This window comes from Vibrio sp. V01_P9A10T6 (assembly GCF_963877065.1).
In the GTDB taxonomy this organism is placed as follows: domain Bacteria; phylum Pseudomonadota; class Gammaproteobacteria; order Enterobacterales; family Vibrionaceae; genus Vibrio; species Vibrio anguillarum.
Map to the genome: position 1 here is coordinate 1 of NZ_CAWNTB010000142.1, position 22,400 is coordinate 22,400.

The following is a 22,400-nucleotide window of genomic DNA, read 5'->3' on the forward strand; positions in this document are numbered from 1 at the left end:
TAATAATACGGTCGCCAGTTGCGACATATTCAGGAACCTGCACGACAAGACCAGTGCTTAAACGTGCTGGTTTTGAACGCGCAGAAGCTGAAGCACCTTTGATGGAAGGATCAGTCTCTTCAATCACAAGCTCAACAGATGAAGGGACATCTAGTGCTACCGCAACACCGTCAACGACAACCACATACATACCTTGGATTTCTTCCGTGATGAACAGTAGCTCATCTTCGATATCCGCCTGTTTAAACGTAAATTGAGTGTAATCTTCGTTATCCATGAAGATGTACTCATCACCATCAACATAAGAAAACGAAACCGCACGGCGGTTCATGTCAACGGTGTCGACAAAGTCATCGGCTTTTAAACGCTCATCAACGCGAGCGCCAGTGTTCAAATCAGTACAACGTAGTTTGTAGATTTTAGAACCACCGCGGCCACCAGGAGTGGTCACTTCGATGTCTTTGATCAATAGCGTCTTGCCACCAGAAATAATAGCAAACCCTTTTTTTAATTCATTCGCCTTTGGCATGGAATTTTTCCTTCATACTTAGTTTCGGCGCATTATACCTTGCCGTTTTCGAAAAGGAATATCTTGATTGATTGCTTTGCATAGTAGAACATGACCGCGTGTACTTTTTCTTAAATTAACTAACGCTTTTTGCTATGTATTTATCGGTTATTGACCCAAAACAACCCTTTCAGGCTGAATATCAAGCGGCTATCGATGATCTCATCAAGTTTCTGCGTGCCGGGTTAGGTGACAATCTACATAGTCTTTACCTTTATGGCAGTGTGGCGCGCAGAACTGCGCGTTATGGGCGCTCCAATTTGGATGTAGTGTTGATCACGCACCGTGATTTCTCCGAGCAACGAGCAACTCTGCTGAATACGATAAAATGGCGATTTCAGAAAAGTTTCCCACATATCACCGAAGTCTCGATCAAAACTGCACTCGTGAGCGAGGTAGCCACTTTAGAGAGCATTTTTACGTGGGGATTTATGTTGCGCCATTGCTGCGTTTGCATCTTGGGTGATGATCTGGCGGAATGCTTTGGCGATTTCGAACCCAGTTGGGAAATAGCCAAACACTGGAATATGGACATCGCAGATTGGGTCTTTTTTTATCGTGATAAAATTGCAAAAACCAGTTCTGAAAGCGAACAGAGCAAGGCGCAAGTAGCCATTGCCAAGAAATTACTGCGCGCCAGTTATTCTTTGATTATGTATCGTGACAAAAATTGGTTTGATGATCCTATCGAATGCGGGCAGCAGTTTTTACGTTATCACCCGGAGAAAAAAATCGACATTGAGAGATTGGGTATTTTGCTCTCTGGACGAGTGATCGCTAAACGCTCAGTGATTGGAATTCTAGACAGTTATGGGCAATGGCTTGCAAAGCAGTATCAAAAAACAGAGTTTCGGATTGGTTAACCGCTGGCTAGATCGTCGTACTTCTTAAAATAACCCAAGTTGTGGCTGGCTGAGCTGTTCGAAATTCAAGCCAACAAAAGGCAAAATGGCTTCTGCGACTGGCTGCAATTGTTTATCGATATAGTGCTGATAATCGATAGGACTTTTTAAATACTCTTTAGGCTCAGGGCCATTCAGTGTGATGAGGTATTCGATACGACCTCGATTTTGATATTGCAATGGTCGGCCTAACTGCTGGTTTATCGTATCAGCAAGTCGTGCGGCTCTTACTTGTGGTGGTACGTTTTTTTGGTATTCATGCAGCTTGCGACGCAACCGTTTTTGGTACACGAGCTCATGGTCGAGTTGACCGGTTTGAGTTTGCTCAACGATTTCACGAATAAACGCCACAGGGTCTTCACCATTAAAAATCATCGAATAAAGTTGGTGCTGAAAGCGTTGTGCGAGCGGAGTCCAGTCCGTTCTTGCACTCTCAAGCCCTTTAAAAATTAGCCGCTCGTTTTCGCCTTCACCGATCAATCCCGCATAGCGTTTTTTTGACCCCGTTTCTGAACCTCGGATGGTTGGCATCAGGAACTTTCGGTAGTGGGTTTCGTATTCTAATTCCAGCATCGATTCCAATCGGTACTCTTCACGCAAGTGGGTCGTCCACCATTGATTGATGTGTTCAACCAGTTGTTTTCCTACGCGATCCGCTTGCTGCTGTGAATATTGACCACCTAAAGAGACAAAAGTTGAGTCGGTATCACCATAAATCACTTGATAGCCTTGCGCCTCAATTAACTTTTTAGTTTGCTTCATGATCTCGTGTCCGCGCATGGTAATACTGGACGCCAAACGAGTATCAAAAAAACGACAACCTGACGATCCAAGCACCCCGTAGAAAGAGTTCATGATGATTTTTATCGCTTGTGAAAAGGCTTTGTTATTGTTCTTTTTCGCCACATCACGCGCAGCCCATAATTTCTCGATCATTTCTGGAAGAAAATGTTTGGTGCGGTGAAATTGACCGCCACGAAATCCCGTTACCGCTTGGTTATCCTCTTTGCCAAGCGGAATTTTTAGTCCTTCAATCAAGCCAAGTGGGTCAATTAAAAATGAACGAATGATCGAGGGATATAAGCTTTTAAAATCAAGAAGTAATACAGAGTCGTAGAGGTTAGGGATGGAGTCCATCACATAGCCTCCGGGGCTTGCGACCCAATTTTCGGAGTGTAAGTTAGGTGCGATGTAACCCGCGCGATGCAATTGAGGTAAATAGAGATTGGTAAAGGCGGCGACAGAACCGCCGACGCGATCTAGCTCCACACCCGTGAGACGGGAACGTTCAATGGCGAAATCCAGCAAATGGGTATGTTCAAAGATTTTATTCACTAACACACAATCTTGCAGGTTGTATTTCGCCAGTGAAGGTTTGTCTTTTTTAAACATACGGTTGATTTCATCCATCCGATCATGGGCGTTGTGAATCGCTTTTCCTTCGCCTAATAGCTCCCTTGATACTGATTCCAATGACCAAGAACGAAATTGGTAAGTGGCTGTTTTTAATGTATCAATTCCATCCAACACTACTCGCCCGGGAATGGTAATAAACCCTTGCTGACTCTGGTTTGAACTACGAAAAAAACTGTGCTGTTTGCCACGACCAATCGCAAGTTTTAACTTATGCCACTCGGCTCTTTTATGGAGTAAGCGAAAATCAAAATCAATCACGCTCCAGCCAATTACTACATCAGGGTCGAACTCAGTGAACCAATCGATGAGAGCGTTGAGCAATGCGTATTCGTCTTTCACCCACTGAATTGGGGTATCGCAAGGTTTGGGCTCACCAATCATGATTACGCGGCTGTCCATTGGGCTATCAAAACCAATCGAGTAGAGAATGCCTTTTTCAGAGCATTCTAAATCCAGCGAAACCACTTTCAGATGAGGAAGATAGTTGCCCGGTCGACATTTCGCCTGTTCTATTTTTGAATGGGAAAACGTCTGGGTAAGCCGTCCAGTGAATTCAATGCTGCCTTTAAGAAAACGCTCCATAAGAAAGCGGTCGGCAAGCTTAATATCATCTTCTAACGTCAGAATATGATGTTGCTTTAGTAGTGCCGAAAACTCAGCATGCGTTTGAATCGTTTGACAATAACAACCCGCTAGGAGGGTATGTTCAAAATCTTCCAAATCCAATGTTTTTAATTCGATAGAGAGCTGCCGCTCTAACGCTAATTTTTGCGCTTGTGGTACATCTTTCTGTGGTATGAAGAAAACGGGTTTTTCACCACGGATAATCAGTTGGGTTGGGCCTTGAGGCGTACTCAACCACAACTCAATATGAGTCGAGCCATGAAGGTCTCTTGCGTGGCGAGTAAGTAAAAAACCGTGTTGAATAACCAAACGTAATAAATCCAAATAGTCGTAACCTTGGGGGAGGGCATCATATCAGAGCTACGAGGTAAATAACGAATTTCAGTGAGGTGAGTAAGCGGGCGATGGAGATCAAATAACCGTTAATTGGTATGGTGTATGCATTTTAACTTTATGATTTGTTTTGGTTTTGTATTTTTATGAGGCTGGTTGCATTTTTATGTTTAGGTTCAAATTTGTCAAAAAATCATGTAAAAGTCGTGCGGCATCTCTGCTAATATAATTAAGCTTTTGATTTGTTAATGGATTCTCATTGGATGATTAGCCGAACAAATAAGTACTTGCCAAATTTGGGGTTTGAGCACATATTCAGTGTGAGTAAAAACCAATGTTAAGTTAATTACCCGATTGTGAGTTAATTTCCAATTGTGAGCTAATTAATGTGGGCCGCGATGCTGCTATCCACGATTCAGTGGGTGCAGAGCCAATAGATGAGTGTGGAGATACAAGTTTGATAAGTGTTTTCCTTGTAGATGATCACGAGCTGGTTCGCACAGGGATACGACGTATTATTGAAGACGTCCGTGGAATGAACGTAGTAGGGGAAGCTGACAGCGGTGAAGAAGCAGTAAAATGGTGTCGCAGTAATCATGTCGACGTTGTTTTAATGGATATGAACATGCCTGGTATCGGCGGTTTGGAAGCGACAAAAAAAATTCTGCGCTTCAATCCAGATGTGAAAATCATCGTGTTAACGGTTCATACGGAAAATCCATTTCCGACCAAAGTGATGCAAGCTGGAGCCGCGGGTTATTTAACCAAAGGTGCAGGCCCAGATGAAATGGTCAACGCGATTCGCATTGTGAATAGCGGGCAGCGTTATATCTCGCCTGAAATCGCACAGCAAATGGCATTAAGCCAATTCTCGCCAGCTTCTGACAATCCATTTGCTGATCTCTCGGAAAGAGAGCTGCAGATTATGATGATGATTACCAAAGGGCAAAAAGTGACGGATATTTCCGAGCAACTTAGTCTTAGCCCCAAAACAGTAAATAGCTATCGCTATCGACTGTTTAGTAAGTTAGCGATCAGCGGTGATGTTGAACTGACCCATTTAGCTATTCGACACGGAATGTTAGACACAGAGACGCTTTAGTGACTTCTTTGTTCGACTCGGTCGCTTTTCTTAAAACCGTTACCCATCAGCCCGGCGTTTATCGAATGTATAACGCCGAGGCTGATATCATCTATGTTGGCAAAGCCAAAGACCTCAAAAAACGCCTTTCTAGTTACTTTCGAAAAACAATCGACAGTGAGAAAACGCGCGCGTTAGTCAGCCATATCGATAAAATTGATGTCACCGTTACTCACACTGAAACGGAAGCGTTGATCCTTGAACACAATTACATCAAGCAATATTTGCCTAAATACAATGTGCTGCTGCGAGACGATAAATCTTACCCGTATATTTTTATTAGTGGGCATAAGCACCCTCGTTTGTCGTTGCACCGTGGCGCGAAAAAGCGCAAAGGTGAGTATTTTGGTCCATATCCTGATTCTGGTGCGGTTCGAGAGTCGTTACACCTCATCCAAAAAATATTTCCGGTAAGACAATGTGAAGATACCGTCTATAGCAATCGGACTCGTCCTTGCCTGATGTATCAAATTGGCCGCTGCGCTGCACCTTGTGTGAGTCATATCATTGCGGATGAAGAGTATGCTGAATTGGTTAATTATGTTCGATTGTTTTTGCAAGGCAAAGATAACCAAGTACTTGAAACATTAGTGCAAAAAATGGAACAAGCCAGCCAAGCACTGCAGTTTGAAAATGCCGCTAAATTTAGAGACCAGATCCAAGCCATTCGAAGAGTCCAAGAACAACAGTTTGTTTCTGAAGAGACGATGGATGATATGGATGTATTGGGATTTGCCCAAGAAAATGGCATCGCTTGCATCCATATTTTGATGATCCGCCAAGGTAAAATATTGGGTAGTCGTAGTCATTTTCCTAAAATTCCGGCTAACACGACTCAAGAAGAGGTGTTTGATGGCTTTTTAGGGCAGTATTATTTAAGTCACAATGAAGCGCGTACGATCCCAAGTAGAGTGATCTTAAATGCGGGTCTGCTAGAGGATGAAAAGCCGCTGCAAGCAGCCTTACAGACCTTGGTCGGACGTAAAGTTTCTTTCCACATCAGCCCAACAGGTGTGCGTGCCCAATATTTAAAATTGGCTAATACCAATGCATTGAGTGCAATAACGGCTAAGATTAACCATAGAATGACGATCAACCAGCGCTTTAAAGCACTTCAATCTGTTTTAGGGTTGGATAGCATAGAGCGTATGGAGTGTTTTGATATTTCGCACACCATGGGAGAGAGCACGATCGCCTCATGCGTGGTATTTAACCAAGAAGGGCCTGTTAAACCAGAATACCGCCGTTATAACATCACGGGAATTACTGGTGGTGATGATTACGCTGCAATGGGACAAGTGTTAGATAAGCGGTATTCCAAGCAGCTTGACGTGGAAAAAATCCCCGATGTTATTTTCATTGATGGTGGTAAAGGGCAATTGAATCGAGCTTTGCAGATCATCTCTAGCCATTGGCAAGATTGGCCGAAAAGACCGGTGATGATTGGTATCGCCAAAGGCGTTACCCGCAAACCGGGGCTAGAAACGTTGATTACAACCGATGGAGATGAATTTAACCTGCCAAGTGATGCGCCAGCTTTGCATTTGATTCAGCATATTCGCGATGAAAGTCATAATCACGCCATTGCTGGGCATAGAGCCAAACGAGGTAAAACACGGCGTACCAGTACATTGGAAGGCATAGAAGGGGTTGGGCCTAAACGCCGGCAAGCACTGCTGAAATATATGGGAGGGCTGCAAGAGCTAAAAAGAGCCACTGTTGAAGAAATCGCCAAAGTGCCCGGTATTAGCCATTCTTTAGCTGAAAACATTTATCAAGCATTGAAACAATAAGAAAAATAACGCAACATAACCGCGCAATCGATAAGAGCCTATAAATATGCGTTTGAATATTCCTAATATTTTGTCTTTATTACGACTTTTCCTTATCCCAGTATTTGTCGTTGTTTTCTATCTGCCTTACGGCTGGGGCCCTTTTGCTGCGGCAATGGTGTTTTGGGTAGCGGGTTTTACCGATTGGTTAGATGGCATGCTTGCGCGAAAACTTGGGCAAACCTCTCGCTTTGGTGCTTTTATCGACCCAGTAGCGGATAAAGTGCTCGTTGCGACGGCTCTTATCTTGATCACCGACCATTACCACAGTCTCTGGATAACGATTCCAGCCGTGACAATGATTGCACGTGAAATCATCATTTCTGCGTTGCGAGAATGGATGGCGGAAATTGGTAAAAGAGCCAGTGTGGCCGTTTCATGGGTTGGGAAGGTTAAGACGCTCACCCAAATGTTTGCATTGTGGGTATTGATTTGGCGTCATGATGATTGGATGGTGTGGGTCGGCTATGCAGCGTTATACATCGCAACCATTTTGACCTATTGGTCAATGGTTCAATACTTGGCGGCAGCTAAAGACGACCTCCTCAATGCAGAACATCATTAAGAAACGGGCTTAGGCCCGTTTTTTGTTCCTCCAATTTCTACAATCCCTTTCACAACATGCATTATTGCTTCAGTTAAAGCACAGTTATCTCGTGTGAAAGGTGGTGAATTTTGCTATCAAATTAACCAAATCCGTCCTTTTTGAATGCAAAATAGCCAAACGGTTTAAAAACTAAAAAAATAATATTGACTCATCGAATCGAATGCGTAGAATGCATCCCGTACTTGAGAGGAACGGAAGAAACAACCCAACCCCTTGATGTTACAGGGGCGCGTTGGCAGAGGGGCTATGCAGCGGATTGCAAATCCGTGGACCTCGGTTCGACTCCGGGACGCGCCTCCATTGCGACACTAGCTCAGTTGGTAGAGCGCAACCTTGCCAAGGTTGAGGTCACGAGTTCGAACCTCGTGTGTCGCTCCAAATTTTGAGGTGTTGAACTTAACGTTCAGTATCTAAAGATGGTGTTACTAAATTTTGTAAACAGCATCGCAATGCAGAATTGCGTGCCCTGGTGGTGAAATTGGTAGACACAAGGGATTTAAAATCCCTCGACTTTCGAGTCGTGCCGGTTCAAGTCCGGCCCGGGGCACCATCTTTTTACTGCTTATGCAGTATGCGACACTAGCTCAGTTGGTAGAGCGCAACCTTGCCAAGGTTGAGGTCACGAGTTCGAACCTCGTGTGTCGCTCCAAATTAAAGCCCTAGCAGAAATGCTGGGGCTTTTTCATCTCTGTCTCACAGCCAGTTTACAACCAACGATATCGTTTTAGAGCAACCTTGCCAAGGTTGAGGTCACGCTTTTAGTTCAAAAGAAAGCGAACCTCGTGTGTCGCTCCAAATTAAAGCCCTAGCGGAAATGCTGGGGCTTTTTCATCTCTGTCTCACTGCCAGTTCACAACCAACGATGTCGTTTTAGCGCCACCTTGCCAAGGTTGAGGTCACGCTTTTAGTCCAAAAGAAAGCGAACCTCGCGTGTCGCTCCAAATTAAAGCCCTAGCAGAAATTGGGTAACCCCCCCTACGTTCACTATATTCGTTGACGGTTTCGGACGTGAAATTGAAATATTTTAAGCAAAGCCATCACCATCAAACAGCAGTGCTTCAATTTATGGTCAAATCTCGCATCGTTTTTACTCTCCATCCCCAATTCTAGAATGTTAATAATTTGATAAAGCAACCTTTATCTTGAGTTGTTATTATTTTGTGATGTGAAATTTCGGCCTACTTCACATAATTTTCGTGCCAACATTTAATTTATGGTGTGAATTATTTGCAAAAGCGTGATTTATATAAACTTATCAATAACCCATTCATGGGAACGATTCCCAATGTGACATTGATCTATTTTTACATTGATTCGGTGAATGTAAACTCCATCCCCGTCAGCAACGTTAAGGGAATACATAAGCAGTGGTTGCTGAGCAATAAAGAGATTGAGCTGTTCATGATTACCAAAGTAGCGTGCTACTTCCCCCGGTGAATGTGAGCCTAACTCATTAATTTTATTGTCTATATCTCAGGATGAGATTCAAGGTGTCAAGCACCAACATAATGATAATGATGACCATAAGGTCGATGGAGTATAAAAAATGAATTTTGCTACCTCTGGTAAACTTTCTCTTGCCGCAATTCTAATTTCAGCCGCACTACAAGCAAACGCAGGTATCAGTGTTGAAGGTGAACAAGGTGTTTTCTCAATCGGCGGTGATGTTGAGTTCGATATCAACCTTCGTGATAAAAATGCCACTGACAAGCAAGAGCTAAATCAAGACGGTCGTCTTTTGGTTCAAATCGCTGGTGAGCGCAGTGTGAGTGGTGACCGTTATATCAAAGCACAAGCACAGCCTTTACTTAAAACAACGGGTGATGTTGAGCTTGATGATGCGTGGATTGCATTTGGTCAGGCAAATAACTGGGAATTGAGAGTAGGTCGTTATGAAGCATTTGATCTATTCCCTGTTGGTCAAGATACTATGCTTGAATACGCAACAGCAGAACCGTATCGAGCGAATGCGGCTCGTGGTCGTGGCGATAACGGCCAAGTCGGTTTTAGTAAGACAGCGGATAATCTTTACTTTGAACTCTCTACCAAATTTGAGAAGAATGCGACTACAGCGGATAAAAATGCTGTGTTCGTACGCCCAGTTGTTGCGTACCAAATCGTTGACTCAGTTCGTGTTGCTGCTGGTTTAGAAGCCAATCTGACTGCAGATGATAAAGATGCTGCGAATGATTTCCTTGGTTATGGCGCGACAGTTAACTATTCTGCTAACGATCTTTCTATCAACGTGAACTATGCGTTCCGTGATTTCGACAAAACTAAACAAGAAGATACGACCATCGGTGCTAACTTACTGTTTAAAGGCTTTGGTTTGGGTCATGTCTATGGAGAAACTGAGACAACTAATACAGTAAAAGTAAACACCACTTATGCTTCTTACCAATTTGCTAATGTGATGGATGTGGAAGATTTCTCTGTTTATCTAGGTACTTACTACTCGAAAGTAGACGACACAGAAAACAAAGATCTAGGCATGCGTATCCGTCTAAAATACTTCTTCTAAGTTTTAAAACTTAAGCATTAAATCTCAACTGCTTTTGATGCCTACCGTTCGGTAGGCATTTTTTGTATCAGCAGATGCGATGATTTACAACTGTTTAAGCATCCACACATCGCAGCCGTTGTGCTCAGTGCCGTCCATTGGTCGATCCAAATGTATAAATCCGAGCTTTTCATATAACTGAATGGCGGATGTCATACTAGATAACGTATCCAAATAGCAAGATTGATAACCTGCATTTTGAGCAAATGATAGGCATGCTTCACTGAGCATTTTTCCTAGCCCGCAACCGCGACTTTCTGGTAATAAGAAGAGTTTTTTTAGCTCACAGATCCGTTGGCTATGATGAAAGGCTGCAATACCTGCTCCACCGACAATGATGCCGTCACGTTTGGCTACCAGATAAAGGCTGCTGCTCTCTTGCGTATAATGTTGACTCATGTTTTCCACTTCAGCATCAGATGGGCCAAAACCCTCACCGATTGCCCCAAATTCAGCGCCTACTGATTGGATAATTTTACAAATGTCCGGATCATCTTGTGGTTTGATTGGTGTTATCGTGATGTTCATCGTTTCTTCTTAAAAATAGTCATGTTTTTATTATTGTTTGGGGAGAGGGAGGTGATATCAAGAGAGCGGCAAAAATAATGCCGTTTTTTTGTTCAAGAGCAAGCGTCAGTATCATTTCAATTTGGCTTTAGAGGTGGCTTTCGATACTATGTGCAGCTATCTGAAAAATACAAAAACATCCTATACGGACACTACCTACAGGTAGATGAGGAAACGATGCAACATCTAGAAGAGATTATTGCTAATGCGACCGCAGCGATTAATGCTGCCGATTCGCTAGTCGCACTTGATGAAGTGCGTGTTCAGTACTTGGGTAAAAAAGGTGAGTTAACCACTCAGCTACAGAGCCTAGGTAAATTGCCACCCGAAGAACGTCGCGCTGCAGGTCAAGAGATCAACGTTGCGAAAGAGACAGTGCAACACGCCATTGCTACGCGTAAAGATGCTTTGCAGCGAGCAGAGTTAGAAGCCAAACTAGCGGCTGAAACGATTGACGTTACTTTGCCTGGACGCCGCATTGAAAATGGTGGCTTACACCCAGTGACTCGCACAGTTGAACGCATTGAGCAGTTCTTTGGTGAGCTTGGTTTTCATGTTGAATCTGGCCCTGAAATTGAAGACGCCTTCCACAACTTTGATGCGTTGAATATTGCTGCCGATCACCCTGCACGTACTGATCACGATACCTTCTTCTTTAATCCAGATTTAATGTTGCGTACACACACGTCAGGTGTGCAAATTCGCACTATGGAAAATGGTCAACCGCCGTTTCGTTTTATTGCGCCGGGCCGCGTATATCGTAATGACTACGACCAAACACACACACCAATGTTCCACCAGGTTGAAGGAATGTTGGTTGATGAGCACGTCAATTTTGCTCAACTTAAAGGTATTTTGAACGATTTCTTATGTAACTTCTTTGAAGAAGAAGTTGAAGTGCGTTTCCGTCCTTCTTATTTCCCATTTACAGAACCTTCTGCGGAAGTGGATGTGAAGGGTAAAAATGGTAAATGGCTTGAAGTTCTAGGCTGTGGCATGGTTCACCCGAACGTTTTGCGCAGTGTTGGTATTGACCCTGAAAAATATTCTGGCTTTGCATTTGGTATGGGTGTTGAGCGTTTAACGATGCTTCGTTATGGCGTCAACGACCTACGCGCGTTCTTTGAGAACGATCTGCGCTTCCTCAAACAATTCAAGTAATTCAAGGGTAAACACAATGAAATTCAGCGAATCATGGCTTCGTGAGTGGGTTAACCCTGCGGTTACGACTGACGAACTTACACATCAAATTACAATGGCAGGCTTGGAAGTCGATGACGTTCTTGCTGTCGCCGGTGAATTTACTGGCGTCAAAGTGGGTCACGTTGTGGAATGTGGTCAACATCCAGATGCCGACAAACTGCGTGTAACGAAAGTTGACGTGGGTGAGGAAGAACTGCTTGATATCGTTTGTGGTGCAGCAAACTGCCGCCAAGGCTTAAAAGTGGCGGTAGCGACTGTTGGTGCGGTACTGCCCGGCGATTTCAAGATTAAAAAAGCAAAATTACGTGGTCAACCTTCTCACGGCATGCTTTGTTCATTCAGTGAGCTAGGGATTGATGTTGAATCCGCTGGCATTATGGAGCTTGCAGAAGATGCCATCGTTGGTACTGATTTCCGCGAATTCCTAAGCTTAGATGATGTGACTATTGATGTCGATTTGACCGCGAACCGCGCAGATTGCTTTAGTATTCGTGGCCTTGCCCGTGAAGTAGGTGTATTGAACCGCATTGATGTCACTGAGCCATCAGTCACCGCTGTTCCTACTTCAATTGAAGATAAAGTCTCTATTGAAGTGAAAGCACCGGCCGCTTGTCCGCGTTATCTTGGTCGCGTGGTTAAAAACATTAATGTTCAAGCCCAAACACCGCTTTGGATGCAAGAGAAGTTACGCCGTTGTGGTCTACGTTCAATTGATCCAGTGGTTGATATCACTAACTATATCTTGCTTGAACAAGGCCAACCGATGCATGCCTTTGATCTTGCCAAGATCGAAGGCGGTATTGTTGTTCGTATGGCCGAGCAGGATGAAAAACTTACGCTACTCGATGGTACAGAAGCTAAGTTGAATGTTGATACGCTGGTTGTTGCCGATCACAATAAAGCATTAGCCATTGCGGGCATTTTTGGTGGTGAAGGTTCAGGCGTTAGCTCAGAAACCCAAGATGTACTGCTTGAGTGTGCTTTCTTTGCACCAGACCATATCCGCGGTCGTGCTCGTAGCTATGGCCTACATACTGATTCATCCATGCGTTTTGAGCGCGGTGTTGACTACGCGTTGCAAGCCAGTGCGATGGAACGAGCGACTCAGCTGCTGGTTGATATTTGTGGCGGTGAAGTTGCACCTGTGGTTAGTGTTGAGTCTGAAACGGAGTTACCTAAACCAAATCAAGTCACACTTCGTCGCACTAAACTGGACAGTTTGCTTGGTCATCACATTGCGGATGCTGATGTGGTTGAAATCCTAAAACGTTTAGGTATGAGTGTTGAGAGTCGCGCAGACAGTTGGGTCGCTACCGCGCCAACGTGGCGTTTTGATATCGCGATTGAGCAAGACTTGATTGAGGAAATTGGCCGTATTTACGGTTACAACAATATCCCTAATCAAGATCCCGTTGCAGCATTGAGCATGAATGACCACCAAGAAGCAAACTTGCCACTTAAGCGTGTTCGTCATTTGTTAGTTGACCGTGGTTACCATGAGGCGATCACCTACAGCTTCGTTGAGCCAGAGCAGCAGAAACTGATTGTTCCAGATGTTGAACCACTCATTCTACCTAATCCTATTTCTGCTGATATGTCGGCGATGCGTTTGGGCTTGATCCAAGGTCTATTAAATACCGTGGTTCATAACCAGAAACGCCAGCAGCCACGCGTTCGTTTGTTTGAATATGGTTTGCGTTTTATTCCTGATGCTTCGGCAGAGAACGGTATGCGCCAAGAACCTATGCTCGCGGGGGTAATATCCGGTACTCGTGGTGAAGAGCACTGGAACATGGACACCGCAACGGTAGATTTCTTCGATCTAAAAGGTGACTTGGAAGCTATTCTTGATTTAACCGCCAACGGCAAAGCTTACAGTTTTACTTCTGTTGCACACCCAGCGCTGCACCCTGGGCAATCGGCCGCTATCGTTGTCGATGGTGAGATTATTGGGGTGATAGGCACTGTTCATCCAGAGCTTGAGCGTAAGTTTGGCTTGAATGGCCGCACCATCGTATTTGAACTTGAATGGTCAGCGGTGAACACCCGTGTAATTCCAGAAGCTGCATCACTGTCTAAGTTCCCAGCGAACCGCCGTGATATAGCACTGGTTGTTGATGGCGCCATTGCTTCAGGTGATATTGTCGATGCATGTCGTAACGCTGGTGGTGAGCTTCTAAAAGAGGCGAAGCTGTTTGACGTTTATGTAGGCAAAGGGGTTGAAGAGGGCAAGAAGAGTTTAGCGATTGCGTTGATGCTTCAATCGACTGAACGTACTTTAGAAGAAGCCGATATTGCAAGCGCTGTTGAATCGATTGTGACTTCAGTAGCGGCACAGTTTGGTGCAGCCTTGCGCGACTAATTCAGAAAGTAGCCTAAGTATATTTGAGCAGGTTCAAGTTGGGCCTGCTTTTTTATATGCAATTTAGTGACAAGTTAGTGTTAAACAAGTCTATGATTTAACAGGTTATAAATTTTTTTATCAGAAATCGATATCCATTCAAAATAGTATGAAATTCTAAAAATGTTGGCCGTTATAATATAACTAACTAAATTGTCAGTGTTTTTTCTCAATCTTCGACGTCTAATTGTATAAATGCAGCCAGTATATGCGCTTATTTTGATGAAACTATTAATATTGTTGCGAATAAAAAAGTTGGCGAAAATCAGAAGCTTGGCATACACTTTTCAGGTAAAGCCGATATCTTATTGATTGGCTAAGCGAAAATGCTTTGGCGCTGCTTAGAAGCAGCAAGGTTTAACATAGCTTTGAGGGAAGTTTTATGGCGCTCACAAAGGCCGAATTGGCTGAAAACCTGTTTGAAAAGCTTGGATACAGTAAACGGGATGCCAAGGAAACGGTTGAAGTGTTTTTCGAAGAGATTCGCAAGGCGCTTGAAAGTGGCGAACAGGTAAAACTATCTGGTTTTGGTAATTTTGATCTACGAGACAAAAACGAGCGTCCGGGTCGAAACCCAAAAACAGGTGAGGATATTCCTATCTCCGCTCGACGTGTCGTAACGTTCCGCCCAGGGCAGAAATTAAAAGCCCGAGTCGAGAACATTAATGTCGAAAAATAGACCGAGCAATAGACCACGCTATGCGTGGTCTTTTTTCTGTTTAAAGTGAGTTAAGGGTTCTGAACGTATTAGGCTGCTTGAATATGAGTGGTGATATACGGCTGCCAGGCGTTTTGGTAGAGCTCGATAGATTGGCGACGAAACTGGTTAATTTGCGCCTTTTCAATATCATGTAACGCTCGCTTCTCTAATGCGGCGACACGTTCAAACTTCTGGATCTGTTCATAGAAACGATGCTCGGGGCCATTTTTCACATCGGCAATGGCTTTAAGATGTAATTGTACTTCTGCAATAACATTGGTTTTAGGAAGTTGAACCAGTAAGTTTAAATCACGATAGCCTGATGCGGCAGGCGATTTAAAGCGGTTCTTTACTTTTACGATACTGGCTTCTCGGCTTAATACTTCATATGCTTGGACTAAGCTTGGCACATCATGAGCGATAATCGTTGCTCTGGCTAAATCAGTGATTCTCTCTACACGCCCCTCTAACTCATGATCAATTTTGGCCAAGGCACGCTCGCGGGATTTAATACCAGAAAAGTGAGCCTCTGTTGAAGTGAACAGCGCTGTACTTTTACATAGCGTCTCTAATTCGAACTGAGCTTGATGAGCTTTACTGTAAAGAATGTCAAAATCGCTGTAAGGTTGCAAAGCTTGGTTATTAGTGGATGAAATACCGTATAAACCGCTTAAACTATGCTTGAACAGTTTAGATGAGAGTTGATTTTTCGATTCACCAACCTTGGCATCACTTTCTGAATTGAACGGAACGGCTGCAAAGGCAGGGGCTCTGCTTAGTACTAAAAGCATCAGTGCCGTAGTACGTAAAAATAGGCTCATTCATTCTCCTTAACTTAGTCTAGGTAAAAGGTGAAACCAAAATAGACCTAAACACGTGATAACCAGAGTCGCTTGCTATGAGATCTTGGGCTAAACAAAGTGAACTCAATAGCTCGTGGAACAATTAATCCATAATTTTGCGCTTTATCACAGGTCTTATCTTCAGACGCCTCGCCAGGCTATCTGTTCAATTTGATGTGTTACCAAGTGTATCTAATGAGGATGAACCAAATATGAACATCTTTACCTGTCTTTATGCTGTTTGTTTAACCCGTTGAGGATTCACTTATTAGTCAGGAGTATGTACTTTGTCTGGCTGTAGATTTTAATCGTAGAGTACGAAGATAATGAAAGATCCCGAGTTTTGGCACAAGAAATGGGCCTCCAACCAAATAGGATTTCACTTAGAAGATGTGAACCCATTGTTGATCGAATATTGGCCTCAACTCTCACCTCAACGAAATGAAAGTGTATTTGTACCATTGTGCGGAAAAAGTGAAGATTTGATATGGCTCGCTTCCCAGCATGAACAGGTTCAGGGTGTAGAGCTGAGTGAAATTGCCGTTCGTTCCTTTTTTGCCGAGCATTTTTATACGCCAACGGTCACTCGCTTAAATGGAGCGCATGAACTGTATCAGTTTGATGAACTGATGATTTATACCGGAGATGTCTTTAGTGCGCCGCTAAAAGCGGTTGAGCTTATCTACGACCGAGCGGCGTTAGTTGCGCTGCCCCCTGAAATGCGAAAGGAGTACGTTACTCGCTTGCTTTCATTGTTGAAAGAGGGCGGAAGGGTGCTGCTTGTGACGCTGGATTACGTTCAAAGTGAAATGACGGGTCCTCCATTCTGTGTCGCCAAAAATGAAGTTGAGTCGTTATTCACTGACTGCAAAGTGACGTGTCTGTTTCGTGACGATGCTGATGAAAATCACCCTAAGATCAGTCAACGAGGATTAAGTCGTTTTGCTGAAGTCGTGTGGTTAATTGAGAAGTAACAGACTATGCTTAAATCGTTTATTTATACATCTTATACAACAATAAATAGGTAGGTTTTAGGCGTTTGATGAGAGCAAGCCATTACGTCTATATCAGCCGCTCTAATACTAAGGAAAAACTATGGGTTTGTTTAGTCGGAAGCCAAACAGCAATCAACAGTCTAAAAAGAGCAGTGATGAACTGGTGGTTGATTCAATAAAACGCACGATGGCTTATATTGAGTTTGATCCACAAGGACATATTCTGACTGCCAGCTCCTCATTCTTACAAGTGTTGGGTTATTCATTATCGGAAGTGGTGGGCCAGCATCATCGAATGTTCTGTGAAAGTGAATTTGTTAATGCGCCTCAATATAGTCAACTTTGGCAAAATTTAGCGCAAGGTAAACCTCATGCGGGTACGTTTTGCCGTTTAACTAAAAGCCATAATAAAGTCTGGATTGAAGCTACGTACATCCCAGTAAAAGATGAGCAAGGAAAAGTGGTTAAGGTGGTGAAGATTGCCAGTGATGTCACTGCTGCAAAAGAGAAATTGGATAGACAAGTGGCCGTATTTGAAGCTGTCGATAAGTCAATGGCTGTGATTTCTTTCACTCCCGATGGGACGGTTGTGGAGGCGAATCCAAACTTTCTGTCCTGTGTTGGGTACAAATTACAAGAAATCGTTGGTAAACCACATCGCCTATTCTGTGACGATGAGTTTTATAGAAAGAACCCGAATTTTTGGGCGTCGCTTGCTAGCGGCCATTTTAAAACGGGATTATTTAAACGTTTTACAAAACATGGTGATGAAATTTGGTTAGAAGCGACTTATAACCCCATCTTTAACGAAAAGCATAAAGTGATTGGTGTGACTAAGTTTGCAACTGATGTCACGCAACGAGTACTGCAAGCTCGGGCGATTAAAGATGCAGCAGAAGTGGCGCATCACACCTCACAAGAAACGGTACATATTGCTCAACTCGGGACGGGAACGCTAGCCGAAGCAGCTTCCATTGCTAAAGAGATTGATAACGCGATCACTAAGGCGAATACATCGATGACGCAACTGGCCAACCAGTCGCAGCAAATCACCAAAATTGTAACCACCATTACAGGCATAGCAGAACAGACTAATTTGCTGGCGCTCAATGCCGCTATCGAGGCTGCGCGTGCCGGGGAGTATGGCCGGGGTTTTGCTGTGGTTGCTGATGAGGTGCGCTCATTAGCCTCCAATACCACCAAAGCGACCGATGAAATTGGTAATATTGTTAAGCTCAATAGCGAACTGACCAACAGCTCGACATCGATGATGGGGGCAATTCAAGGCCAAGTCACGGCATGTAACAGCAAACTGGAAGAGACGCAAAAGCTGATTGATGAAATGAGAAAAGCCGCGGACAGTGTGGTTAGCACGGTCAGTGAACTGATTAAAGAGTAAGGCTCTGCAGCGAGTATTGTTGGTGAAGAAAATGAAAGCGAGCCTAGTGCTCGCTTTCATTTTTACAGAATCACTTGCACGCTTTTGGCACATTGAATTGCGTTGTGCAAAGCCTGTTTGAGTTCTTTATCTTTCGCCAGAGCAACCCCAAGCCGACGGCGTCCATCAATGTCTGGTTTACCAAACAGACGAAGTTGGGTGTGTGAGATAGACAGTGCTTCATTTATTCCATCAAATTTAAGGTTAGTGGAGGTGCCTTGACCTAAAATAACCGCAGATGCCGATGGCCCATATTGGTTAATACTGTTGATTGGCATACCCGTGAACGCGCGCACGTGTAACGCAAATTCAGACAGATCTTGTGAAATGAGGGTGACCATTCCCGTATCATGTGGGCGAGGGGACACTTCATTGAAGATAACATTATCGCCTTTTACAAACAGTTCAACACCAAATAAGCCGTAACCACCGAGTGCATTAACCACTTGTTCTGCTACATATTCAGCGGCTTTAATTGCGTTAGCCGACATCACTTGTGGTTGCCATGATTCGCGATAATCCCCTTCCTCTTGTCGATGGCCAATGGGAGCGCAGAAATGGACACCATCCACTGCTCGAATCGTCAAGAGAGTAATTTCGTAGTCGAAATCGATAAATCCTTCGACGATCACTCTCCCAGCTCCACTGCGGCCACCTTCTTGAGCGTATGCCCAAGCGCGGCTAATATCCTCTTGCGTCTTAATCACACTTTGGCCTTTACCTGATGAACTCATCACAGGCTTAACTACGCAAGGCATACCGACATGCTCAATCGCCAGTACAAAATCATTATAGTCATCAGCAAACTGATAAGGAGAGGTAGGTAAGGCAAGAGTTTCTGCGGCTAAACGGCGAATGCCTTCACGGTTCATCGTCAATTGAGTGGCCGTTGCAGTGGGGACCACGCTTAAGCCTTGCGCTTCCAGTTCAACCAGCTTGTGAGTGGCAATTGCTTCAATTTCTGGCACCACGTAGTCTGGTTTTTCGAGTTCGATAATGGCTTGTAGCGCATCGCCATCGAGCATATCCAATACGTGGCTACGATGCGCCACCTGCATTGCTGGAGCGTTGGCGTAGCGATCACAGGCAATCACTTCTAAACCAAGGCGTTGGCATTCAATTGCCACCTCTTTGCCCAATTCTCCGGAACCAAGCAGTAAAACGCGGGTGGCATTTTCACGTGTAGCAGTACCAAACATAGTGAATCCTTACATTCAAGCAATAGGTAATAGCGAAAACAGCCAAAATCATACTAAAATTAAGAATAAAAGCAAACGTTTGCCTTTGTGATGAGAGATGAGTGATTTCCTGTTCGTGCTGTCGATAGAGTGGTTTGTGTAATACGCAGTAAACGAACTCATATCTGTACAAAATTAAGGCTGAAATAGCAATTAATGTGCAGTAAACAGCATTCGAGAAACTGCGTTAAGAATATGAAGTAATTTCAGTCTAAAGTTTATGTGGGATTGACTAAGAAAAAGACACCTATGGCTATGAAAACTTTCTTACGTTTGCGTTTTATAACTCTACACACGAAAACTGCTCTGTTGTTTTCTGTCGGGTTGGTTGGGATCATTCTTAGCAGCTTATTTATTACTCGCCACTTTTTTTTATATAGTTTGAATGAGCTTGAATCAATTGAGATTCATCGAGATAGCAATCAAGCTCAGTCGGTCATTCAAGATCTTTTAGTACAGCAAGAAAAGCGTTCTTATGATTGGGCTTATTGGGATGAAACTTATCAGTTGCTGTTGAATGGTGACACTCAATTTGCTGAGCGCAACTTGTATCCTGATTCCCTCGATACTTTAGGTCTAGACGTTTTGGCTTTCATCACCGAATCTTCGCAATTGGTTGAATATTTATGTCGGGATATTGAACCTGGCACTAACTGTTCGTTAGTGGAGCAGTTGATACGCTCACAAGGTGTGAGCGACCATTTAATTCAGATGCATCACACACTTGATGAGGATAAAACTAGCCGCTCTGGCCTCATCCGTGTGGAAAATAGTGTGTGGGTGGTGAGCCTAACTCCGGTGCGTAACAGTGAAGGTACGGCTGATGTTGTGGGGTGGATGCTATGGGGACAGCACTTAACCCGCCGTTTCCCTTCTCAGTATCAGAACCTACTAACCGCTAAAAATGATATTGTAGTTACCGATGCTCCTGTGATTTTACCTGTTAGTCATAATCAAGAAGGTATTGAAAGAGATCAAAATAATATCACGCATTACACATTACTCAGTGATATGACAGGGCAACCTATTGGCTATCTAAAAACCTGTGCTCAGCGGCTTTACTATCAAAAAGGAAACGAAACTTTTTATTATTTGATTTTGACGATCATCATTGCGGCCGGCTTTGTCGCCGTGGCTACTTTTGCTCTGTTTCGCAGCAAGGTAGCCAAACGGTTTGAGAATTTTGAGCGTGGGATCAATCAGCTGATTGAAGAGAGTGCATTCTCTTCACAATCGAATGATAAACAAGATGAGTTTGAACGAATTACCGAACTTGTCCGTTCACTTGCTGCCTCATCCTCCTTGGCGGAAGATAGGCTTAAAGAGACGTTACAGAAATTTGATGCACTCTATCAAAGCCAAAATCTCGGAATGTTGCTGGTGGTTGACCGCTTCATTGTCGATGTGAACCAAGCCTTGTTGGATATGCTTTCTTATTCTAGAGATGAGTTGGTTGGAAAGGTTTTAGATGAGTTTTGTATTATACAAAATGATGTGGTGTGCAGCAGTGAATTACTCTACCAAAATATAGAACAAGGGATGCGTGAATTTGAGGGACATGTTGTTACAAAGGGTCAGCAGCGTTTAGAGTGTATTATCGAAGCTACATTGATAGAACAACGTGGGCATCGCTCTATCATGCTATCGATTACTGATATCAGCGAGCAAAAGCAGCAAGAGCAGCTTATTTATGACCTTACCCATTGTGACCCAGTGTCAGGTTTACTTAATCGTCCAACGATGATGAGCCAAGTCCAACCTTTGATTGACAATCCGACCGAATGTGGTGGGTTTTCCGTGCTCTATCTACGGGTTAAAAGACTAAAAGAAATTTCAGAAGTGTACGGACACAGCGCTTATGATATGGCCGTTAAACATTTTTCGGCTACGCTTAGAAACCGTTTCAACACGTCCATAATGGGACGAATTAGTGAATATGAATTTATGGTGTGTGAGTTGGGTAACGGGGCAACCTCTTTTTTGATTCACAGAGGCACTAAGCTTATCGATAGTTACAAGAGGAAGACTGACATTGGCGGCTTGGAACTCGATTTGAGTGTGGAAGGCGCTGTGATTGATTCACAATTGGCTATCGATTCTTTTGAAACTTTGGTTCAAAGTGGTTTTTATGCCATTCAACAAACAGAGAAAGCTGGAGCCAGCCTGGTTGTTTCAGTGACACAAGAATTGTTTGTTCATGCCCAGAAGTCGTTAGCGATCAATCGAGATCTTATCTCAGCTGTGAAAGATGGTCATATTATTGCTTACTATCAGCCGATTGTTCGTGCAGACAGTGCCGAAATCATTGGCTTTGAAGCTCTGGCTCGCTGGAAGCACCCTCAACTTGGTATGGTTTCGCCAGCCGTATTTATCCCTTTGGCTGAGCAACGTAAAGTGATCATTGAATTGGGAGAGCAGATACTAGGCCAAGCCTGCCAATTTATTAACGAACTGCAAACGCGGTCGCAATTTTCGTTGGGTAAACGGCTAAGTATTCACGTCAATCTTTCTAGCCCGCATTTCTACAGTAAAAAATTGGTCGGGTACTTATCAGTATTGATTGAAAAATATCAAATTGAACCGGGACAATTAGTGCTTGAATTGACGGAAAGTATGTTGTTGGGGGCTGAAGAAGAGACGATCAAACGCATGGATGCGATAAAAAAACTCGGTATACAGTTGGCGCTTGATGATTTTGGTACGGGGTATTCCTCGTTTAGTACATTGTGTGATTTTCCATTAGATATAGTGAAGTTAGACCAGTCTTATATTTCCACATTGGAATCCAATGACAAAGCCAAAACTTTGGTGCGCAGTATTATCAATATGTCGCAAGAGCTAGGCTTAACTACCGTGGCTGAAGGGGTTGAAACTGCTTCGCAACTGCGCAAACTCAAAGTCTGGAATATTGATGAGATCCAAGGCTTCTATTTTTACAAGCCGATGAGTAAACAAGAGGTGTTCGATAATTTGTTGGGCGGAAAGGATATGCGGTAAAACCTGCACCATCAAAAGGCAAAAATCCCCATGCGC

16 protein-coding genes and 4 tRNA genes are annotated in these 22,400 nt (G+C 43.7%); 15 read left to right on the top strand and 5 right to left on the bottom strand.

Annotation, left to right across the window (positions count from 1 at the left end; translation table 11 throughout):
• Window positions 1–529 (bottom strand): elongation factor P-like protein YeiP (gene yeiP, locus AACQ21_RS07810; protein WP_105976625.1); only part of this gene is annotated, 529 nt, incomplete at its 3' end.
• 134 nt (window positions 530–663) lie between these two features.
• On the opposite strand from yeiP, the gene AACQ21_RS07815 reads away from it, so the two are divergent.
• A complete protein-coding gene (locus tag AACQ21_RS07815) occupies window positions 664–1,431 on the top strand; it encodes a nucleotidyltransferase (protein WP_017050356.1) in 768 nt (255 codons plus the stop codon).
• Between the two features lie 24 nt (window positions 1,432–1,455).
• Here AACQ21_RS07815 and AACQ21_RS07820 read toward each other — a convergent pair whose 3' ends face one another.
• A complete protein-coding gene (locus AACQ21_RS07820) occupies window positions 1,456–3,819 on the bottom strand; it encodes a DNA polymerase II (RefSeq protein ID WP_105976637.1) in 2,364 nt (787 codons plus the stop codon).
• A gap of 481 nt (window positions 3,820–4,300) precedes the next feature.
• On the opposite strand from AACQ21_RS07820, the gene uvrY reads away from it, so the two are divergent.
• From uvrY to AACQ21_RS07860, 8 genes are all read left to right on the top strand, one after another.
• Window positions 4,301–4,945 carry a UvrY/SirA/GacA family response regulator transcription factor gene (uvrY, locus tag AACQ21_RS07825; RefSeq protein WP_026028128.1) on the top strand — a complete coding sequence of 215 codons (645 nt, stop codon included), beginning with the start codon at window positions 4,301–4,303 and terminating at the stop codon, window positions 4,943–4,945.
• Window positions 4,945–6,777, top strand: a complete 1,833-nt coding sequence (uvrC, locus tag AACQ21_RS07830) for an excinuclease ABC subunit UvrC (protein ID WP_105976626.1) — start codon at window positions 4,945–4,947, stop codon at window positions 6,775–6,777. Before uvrY ends, uvrC begins: the two co-directional genes overlap by 1 nt.
• A gap of 46 nt (window positions 6,778–6,823) precedes the next feature.
• Entirely contained in the window at window positions 6,824–7,381 is a 558-nt protein-coding gene (pgsA, locus tag AACQ21_RS07835; RefSeq protein ID WP_013856615.1) for a CDP-diacylglycerol--glycerol-3-phosphate 3-phosphatidyltransferase, read from the top strand.
• A 268-nt stretch (window positions 7,382–7,649) separates the two neighbouring features.
• Window positions 7,650–7,723 (top strand) — tRNA-Cys (locus AACQ21_RS07840).
• A gap of 2 nt (window positions 7,724–7,725) precedes the next feature.
• Window positions 7,726–7,801, top strand: a tRNA-Gly gene (locus AACQ21_RS07845).
• A gap of 85 nt (window positions 7,802–7,886) precedes the next feature.
• Window positions 7,887–7,973: transfer RNA gene (locus AACQ21_RS07850), tRNA-Leu, on the top strand.
• Between the two features lie 23 nt (window positions 7,974–7,996).
• Window positions 7,997–8,072, top strand: a tRNA-Gly gene (locus tag AACQ21_RS07855).
• A gap of 897 nt (window positions 8,073–8,969) precedes the next feature.
• Window positions 8,970–9,944 carry a carbohydrate porin gene (locus AACQ21_RS07860; RefSeq protein WP_105976627.1) on the top strand — a complete coding sequence of 325 codons (975 nt, stop codon included), beginning with the start codon at window positions 8,970–8,972 and terminating at the stop codon, window positions 9,942–9,944.
• 84 nt (window positions 9,945–10,028) lie between these two features.
• On the opposite strand, the gene AACQ21_RS07865 is transcribed toward AACQ21_RS07860, so the two are convergent.
• Window positions 10,029–10,511 carry a GNAT family N-acetyltransferase gene (locus AACQ21_RS07865; RefSeq protein WP_017047007.1) on the bottom strand — a complete coding sequence of 161 codons (483 nt, stop codon included), beginning with the start codon at window positions 10,509–10,511 and terminating at the stop codon, window positions 10,029–10,031.
• Between the two features lie 216 nt (window positions 10,512–10,727).
• Between AACQ21_RS07865 and pheS the strand changes: the two genes are divergently transcribed.
• From pheS to ihfA, 3 genes are all read left to right on the top strand, one after another.
• A complete protein-coding gene (gene pheS, locus AACQ21_RS07870) occupies window positions 10,728–11,711 on the top strand; it encodes a phenylalanine--tRNA ligase subunit alpha (RefSeq protein WP_017044058.1) in 984 nt (327 codons plus the stop codon).
• Window positions 11,712–11,727: 16 nt separating this feature from the next.
• A complete protein-coding gene (gene pheT / locus AACQ21_RS07875) occupies window positions 11,728–14,115 on the top strand; it encodes a phenylalanine--tRNA ligase subunit beta (protein ID WP_105976628.1) in 2,388 nt (795 codons plus the stop codon).
• Window positions 14,116–14,536: 421 nt separating this feature from the next.
• Window positions 14,537–14,833: an integration host factor subunit alpha gene (gene ihfA, locus AACQ21_RS07880; protein WP_010319630.1), complete on the top strand. Its 297-nt coding sequence runs from the start codon at window positions 14,537–14,539 to the stop codon at window positions 14,831–14,833.
• A gap of 68 nt (window positions 14,834–14,901) precedes the next feature.
• Here the strand turns inward: ihfA and AACQ21_RS07885 are convergent, their stop codons facing one another.
• A complete protein-coding gene (locus AACQ21_RS07885) occupies window positions 14,902–15,675 on the bottom strand; it encodes a phosphoribosylglycinamide formyltransferase (RefSeq protein WP_105976629.1) in 774 nt (257 codons plus the stop codon).
• A gap of 347 nt (window positions 15,676–16,022) precedes the next feature.
• Here AACQ21_RS07885 and AACQ21_RS07890 point away from each other — a divergent pair, with 347 nt between their 5' ends.
• A complete protein-coding gene (locus tag AACQ21_RS07890; RefSeq protein ID WP_094132002.1) occupies window positions 16,023–16,670 on the top strand; it encodes a thiopurine S-methyltransferase in 648 nt (215 codons plus the stop codon).
• Window positions 16,671–16,791: 121 nt separating this feature from the next.
• Window positions 16,792–18,090, top strand: coding sequence for a methyl-accepting chemotaxis protein (locus AACQ21_RS07895; protein ID WP_094166424.1), 1,299 nt, complete (start codon window positions 16,792–16,794; stop codon window positions 18,088–18,090).
• Window positions 18,091–18,152: 62 nt separating this feature from the next.
• Here AACQ21_RS07895 and purT read toward each other — a convergent pair whose 3' ends face one another.
• Entirely contained in the window at window positions 18,153–19,328 is a 1,176-nt protein-coding gene (gene purT, locus AACQ21_RS07900) for a formate-dependent phosphoribosylglycinamide formyltransferase (RefSeq protein WP_105976630.1), read from the bottom strand.
• Between the two features lie 288 nt (window positions 19,329–19,616).
• On the opposite strand from purT, the gene AACQ21_RS07905 reads away from it, so the two are divergent.
• Window positions 19,617–22,364: a bifunctional diguanylate cyclase/phosphodiesterase gene (locus tag AACQ21_RS07905; RefSeq protein WP_258174180.1), complete on the top strand. Its 2,748-nt coding sequence runs from the start codon at window positions 19,617–19,619 to the stop codon at window positions 22,362–22,364.
• Window positions 22,365–22,400 lie beyond the last annotated feature (36 nt).

Bases quoted from the DNA above. Each gene is read 5' to 3' on its own strand.
- AACQ21_RS07905 (WP_258174180.1), top strand. From the start codon at position 19,617: ATGGCTATGAAAACTTTCTTACGTTTGCGTTTTATAACTCTACACACG.
- pgsA (WP_013856615.1), top strand. From the start codon at position 6,824: ATGCGTTTGAATATTCCTAATATTTTGTCTTTATTACGACTTTTCCTT.
- AACQ21_RS07865 (WP_017047007.1), bottom strand. From the start codon at position 10,511: ATGAACATCACGATAACACCAATCAAACCACAAGATGATCCGGACATT.
- pheS (WP_017044058.1), top strand. From the start codon at position 10,728: ATGCAACATCTAGAAGAGATTATTGCTAATGCGACCGCAGCGATTAAT.
- pheT (WP_105976628.1), top strand. From the start codon at position 11,728: ATGAAATTCAGCGAATCATGGCTTCGTGAGTGGGTTAACCCTGCGGTT.
- purT (WP_105976630.1), bottom strand. From the start codon at position 19,328: ATGTTTGGTACTGCTACACGTGAAAATGCCACCCGCGTTTTACTGCTT.
- AACQ21_RS07890 (WP_094132002.1), top strand. From the start codon at position 16,023: ATGAAAGATCCCGAGTTTTGGCACAAGAAATGGGCCTCCAACCAAATA.
- AACQ21_RS07860 (WP_105976627.1), top strand. From the start codon at position 8,970: ATGAATTTTGCTACCTCTGGTAAACTTTCTCTTGCCGCAATTCTAATT.
- AACQ21_RS07885 (WP_105976629.1), bottom strand. From the start codon at position 15,675: ATGAGCCTATTTTTACGTACTACGGCACTGATGCTTTTAGTACTAAGC.
- ihfA (WP_010319630.1), top strand. From the start codon at position 14,537: ATGGCGCTCACAAAGGCCGAATTGGCTGAAAACCTGTTTGAAAAGCTT.
- AACQ21_RS07895 (WP_094166424.1), top strand. From the start codon at position 16,792: ATGGGTTTGTTTAGTCGGAAGCCAAACAGCAATCAACAGTCTAAAAAG.
- AACQ21_RS07815 (WP_017050356.1), top strand. From the start codon at position 664: ATGTATTTATCGGTTATTGACCCAAAACAACCCTTTCAGGCTGAATAT.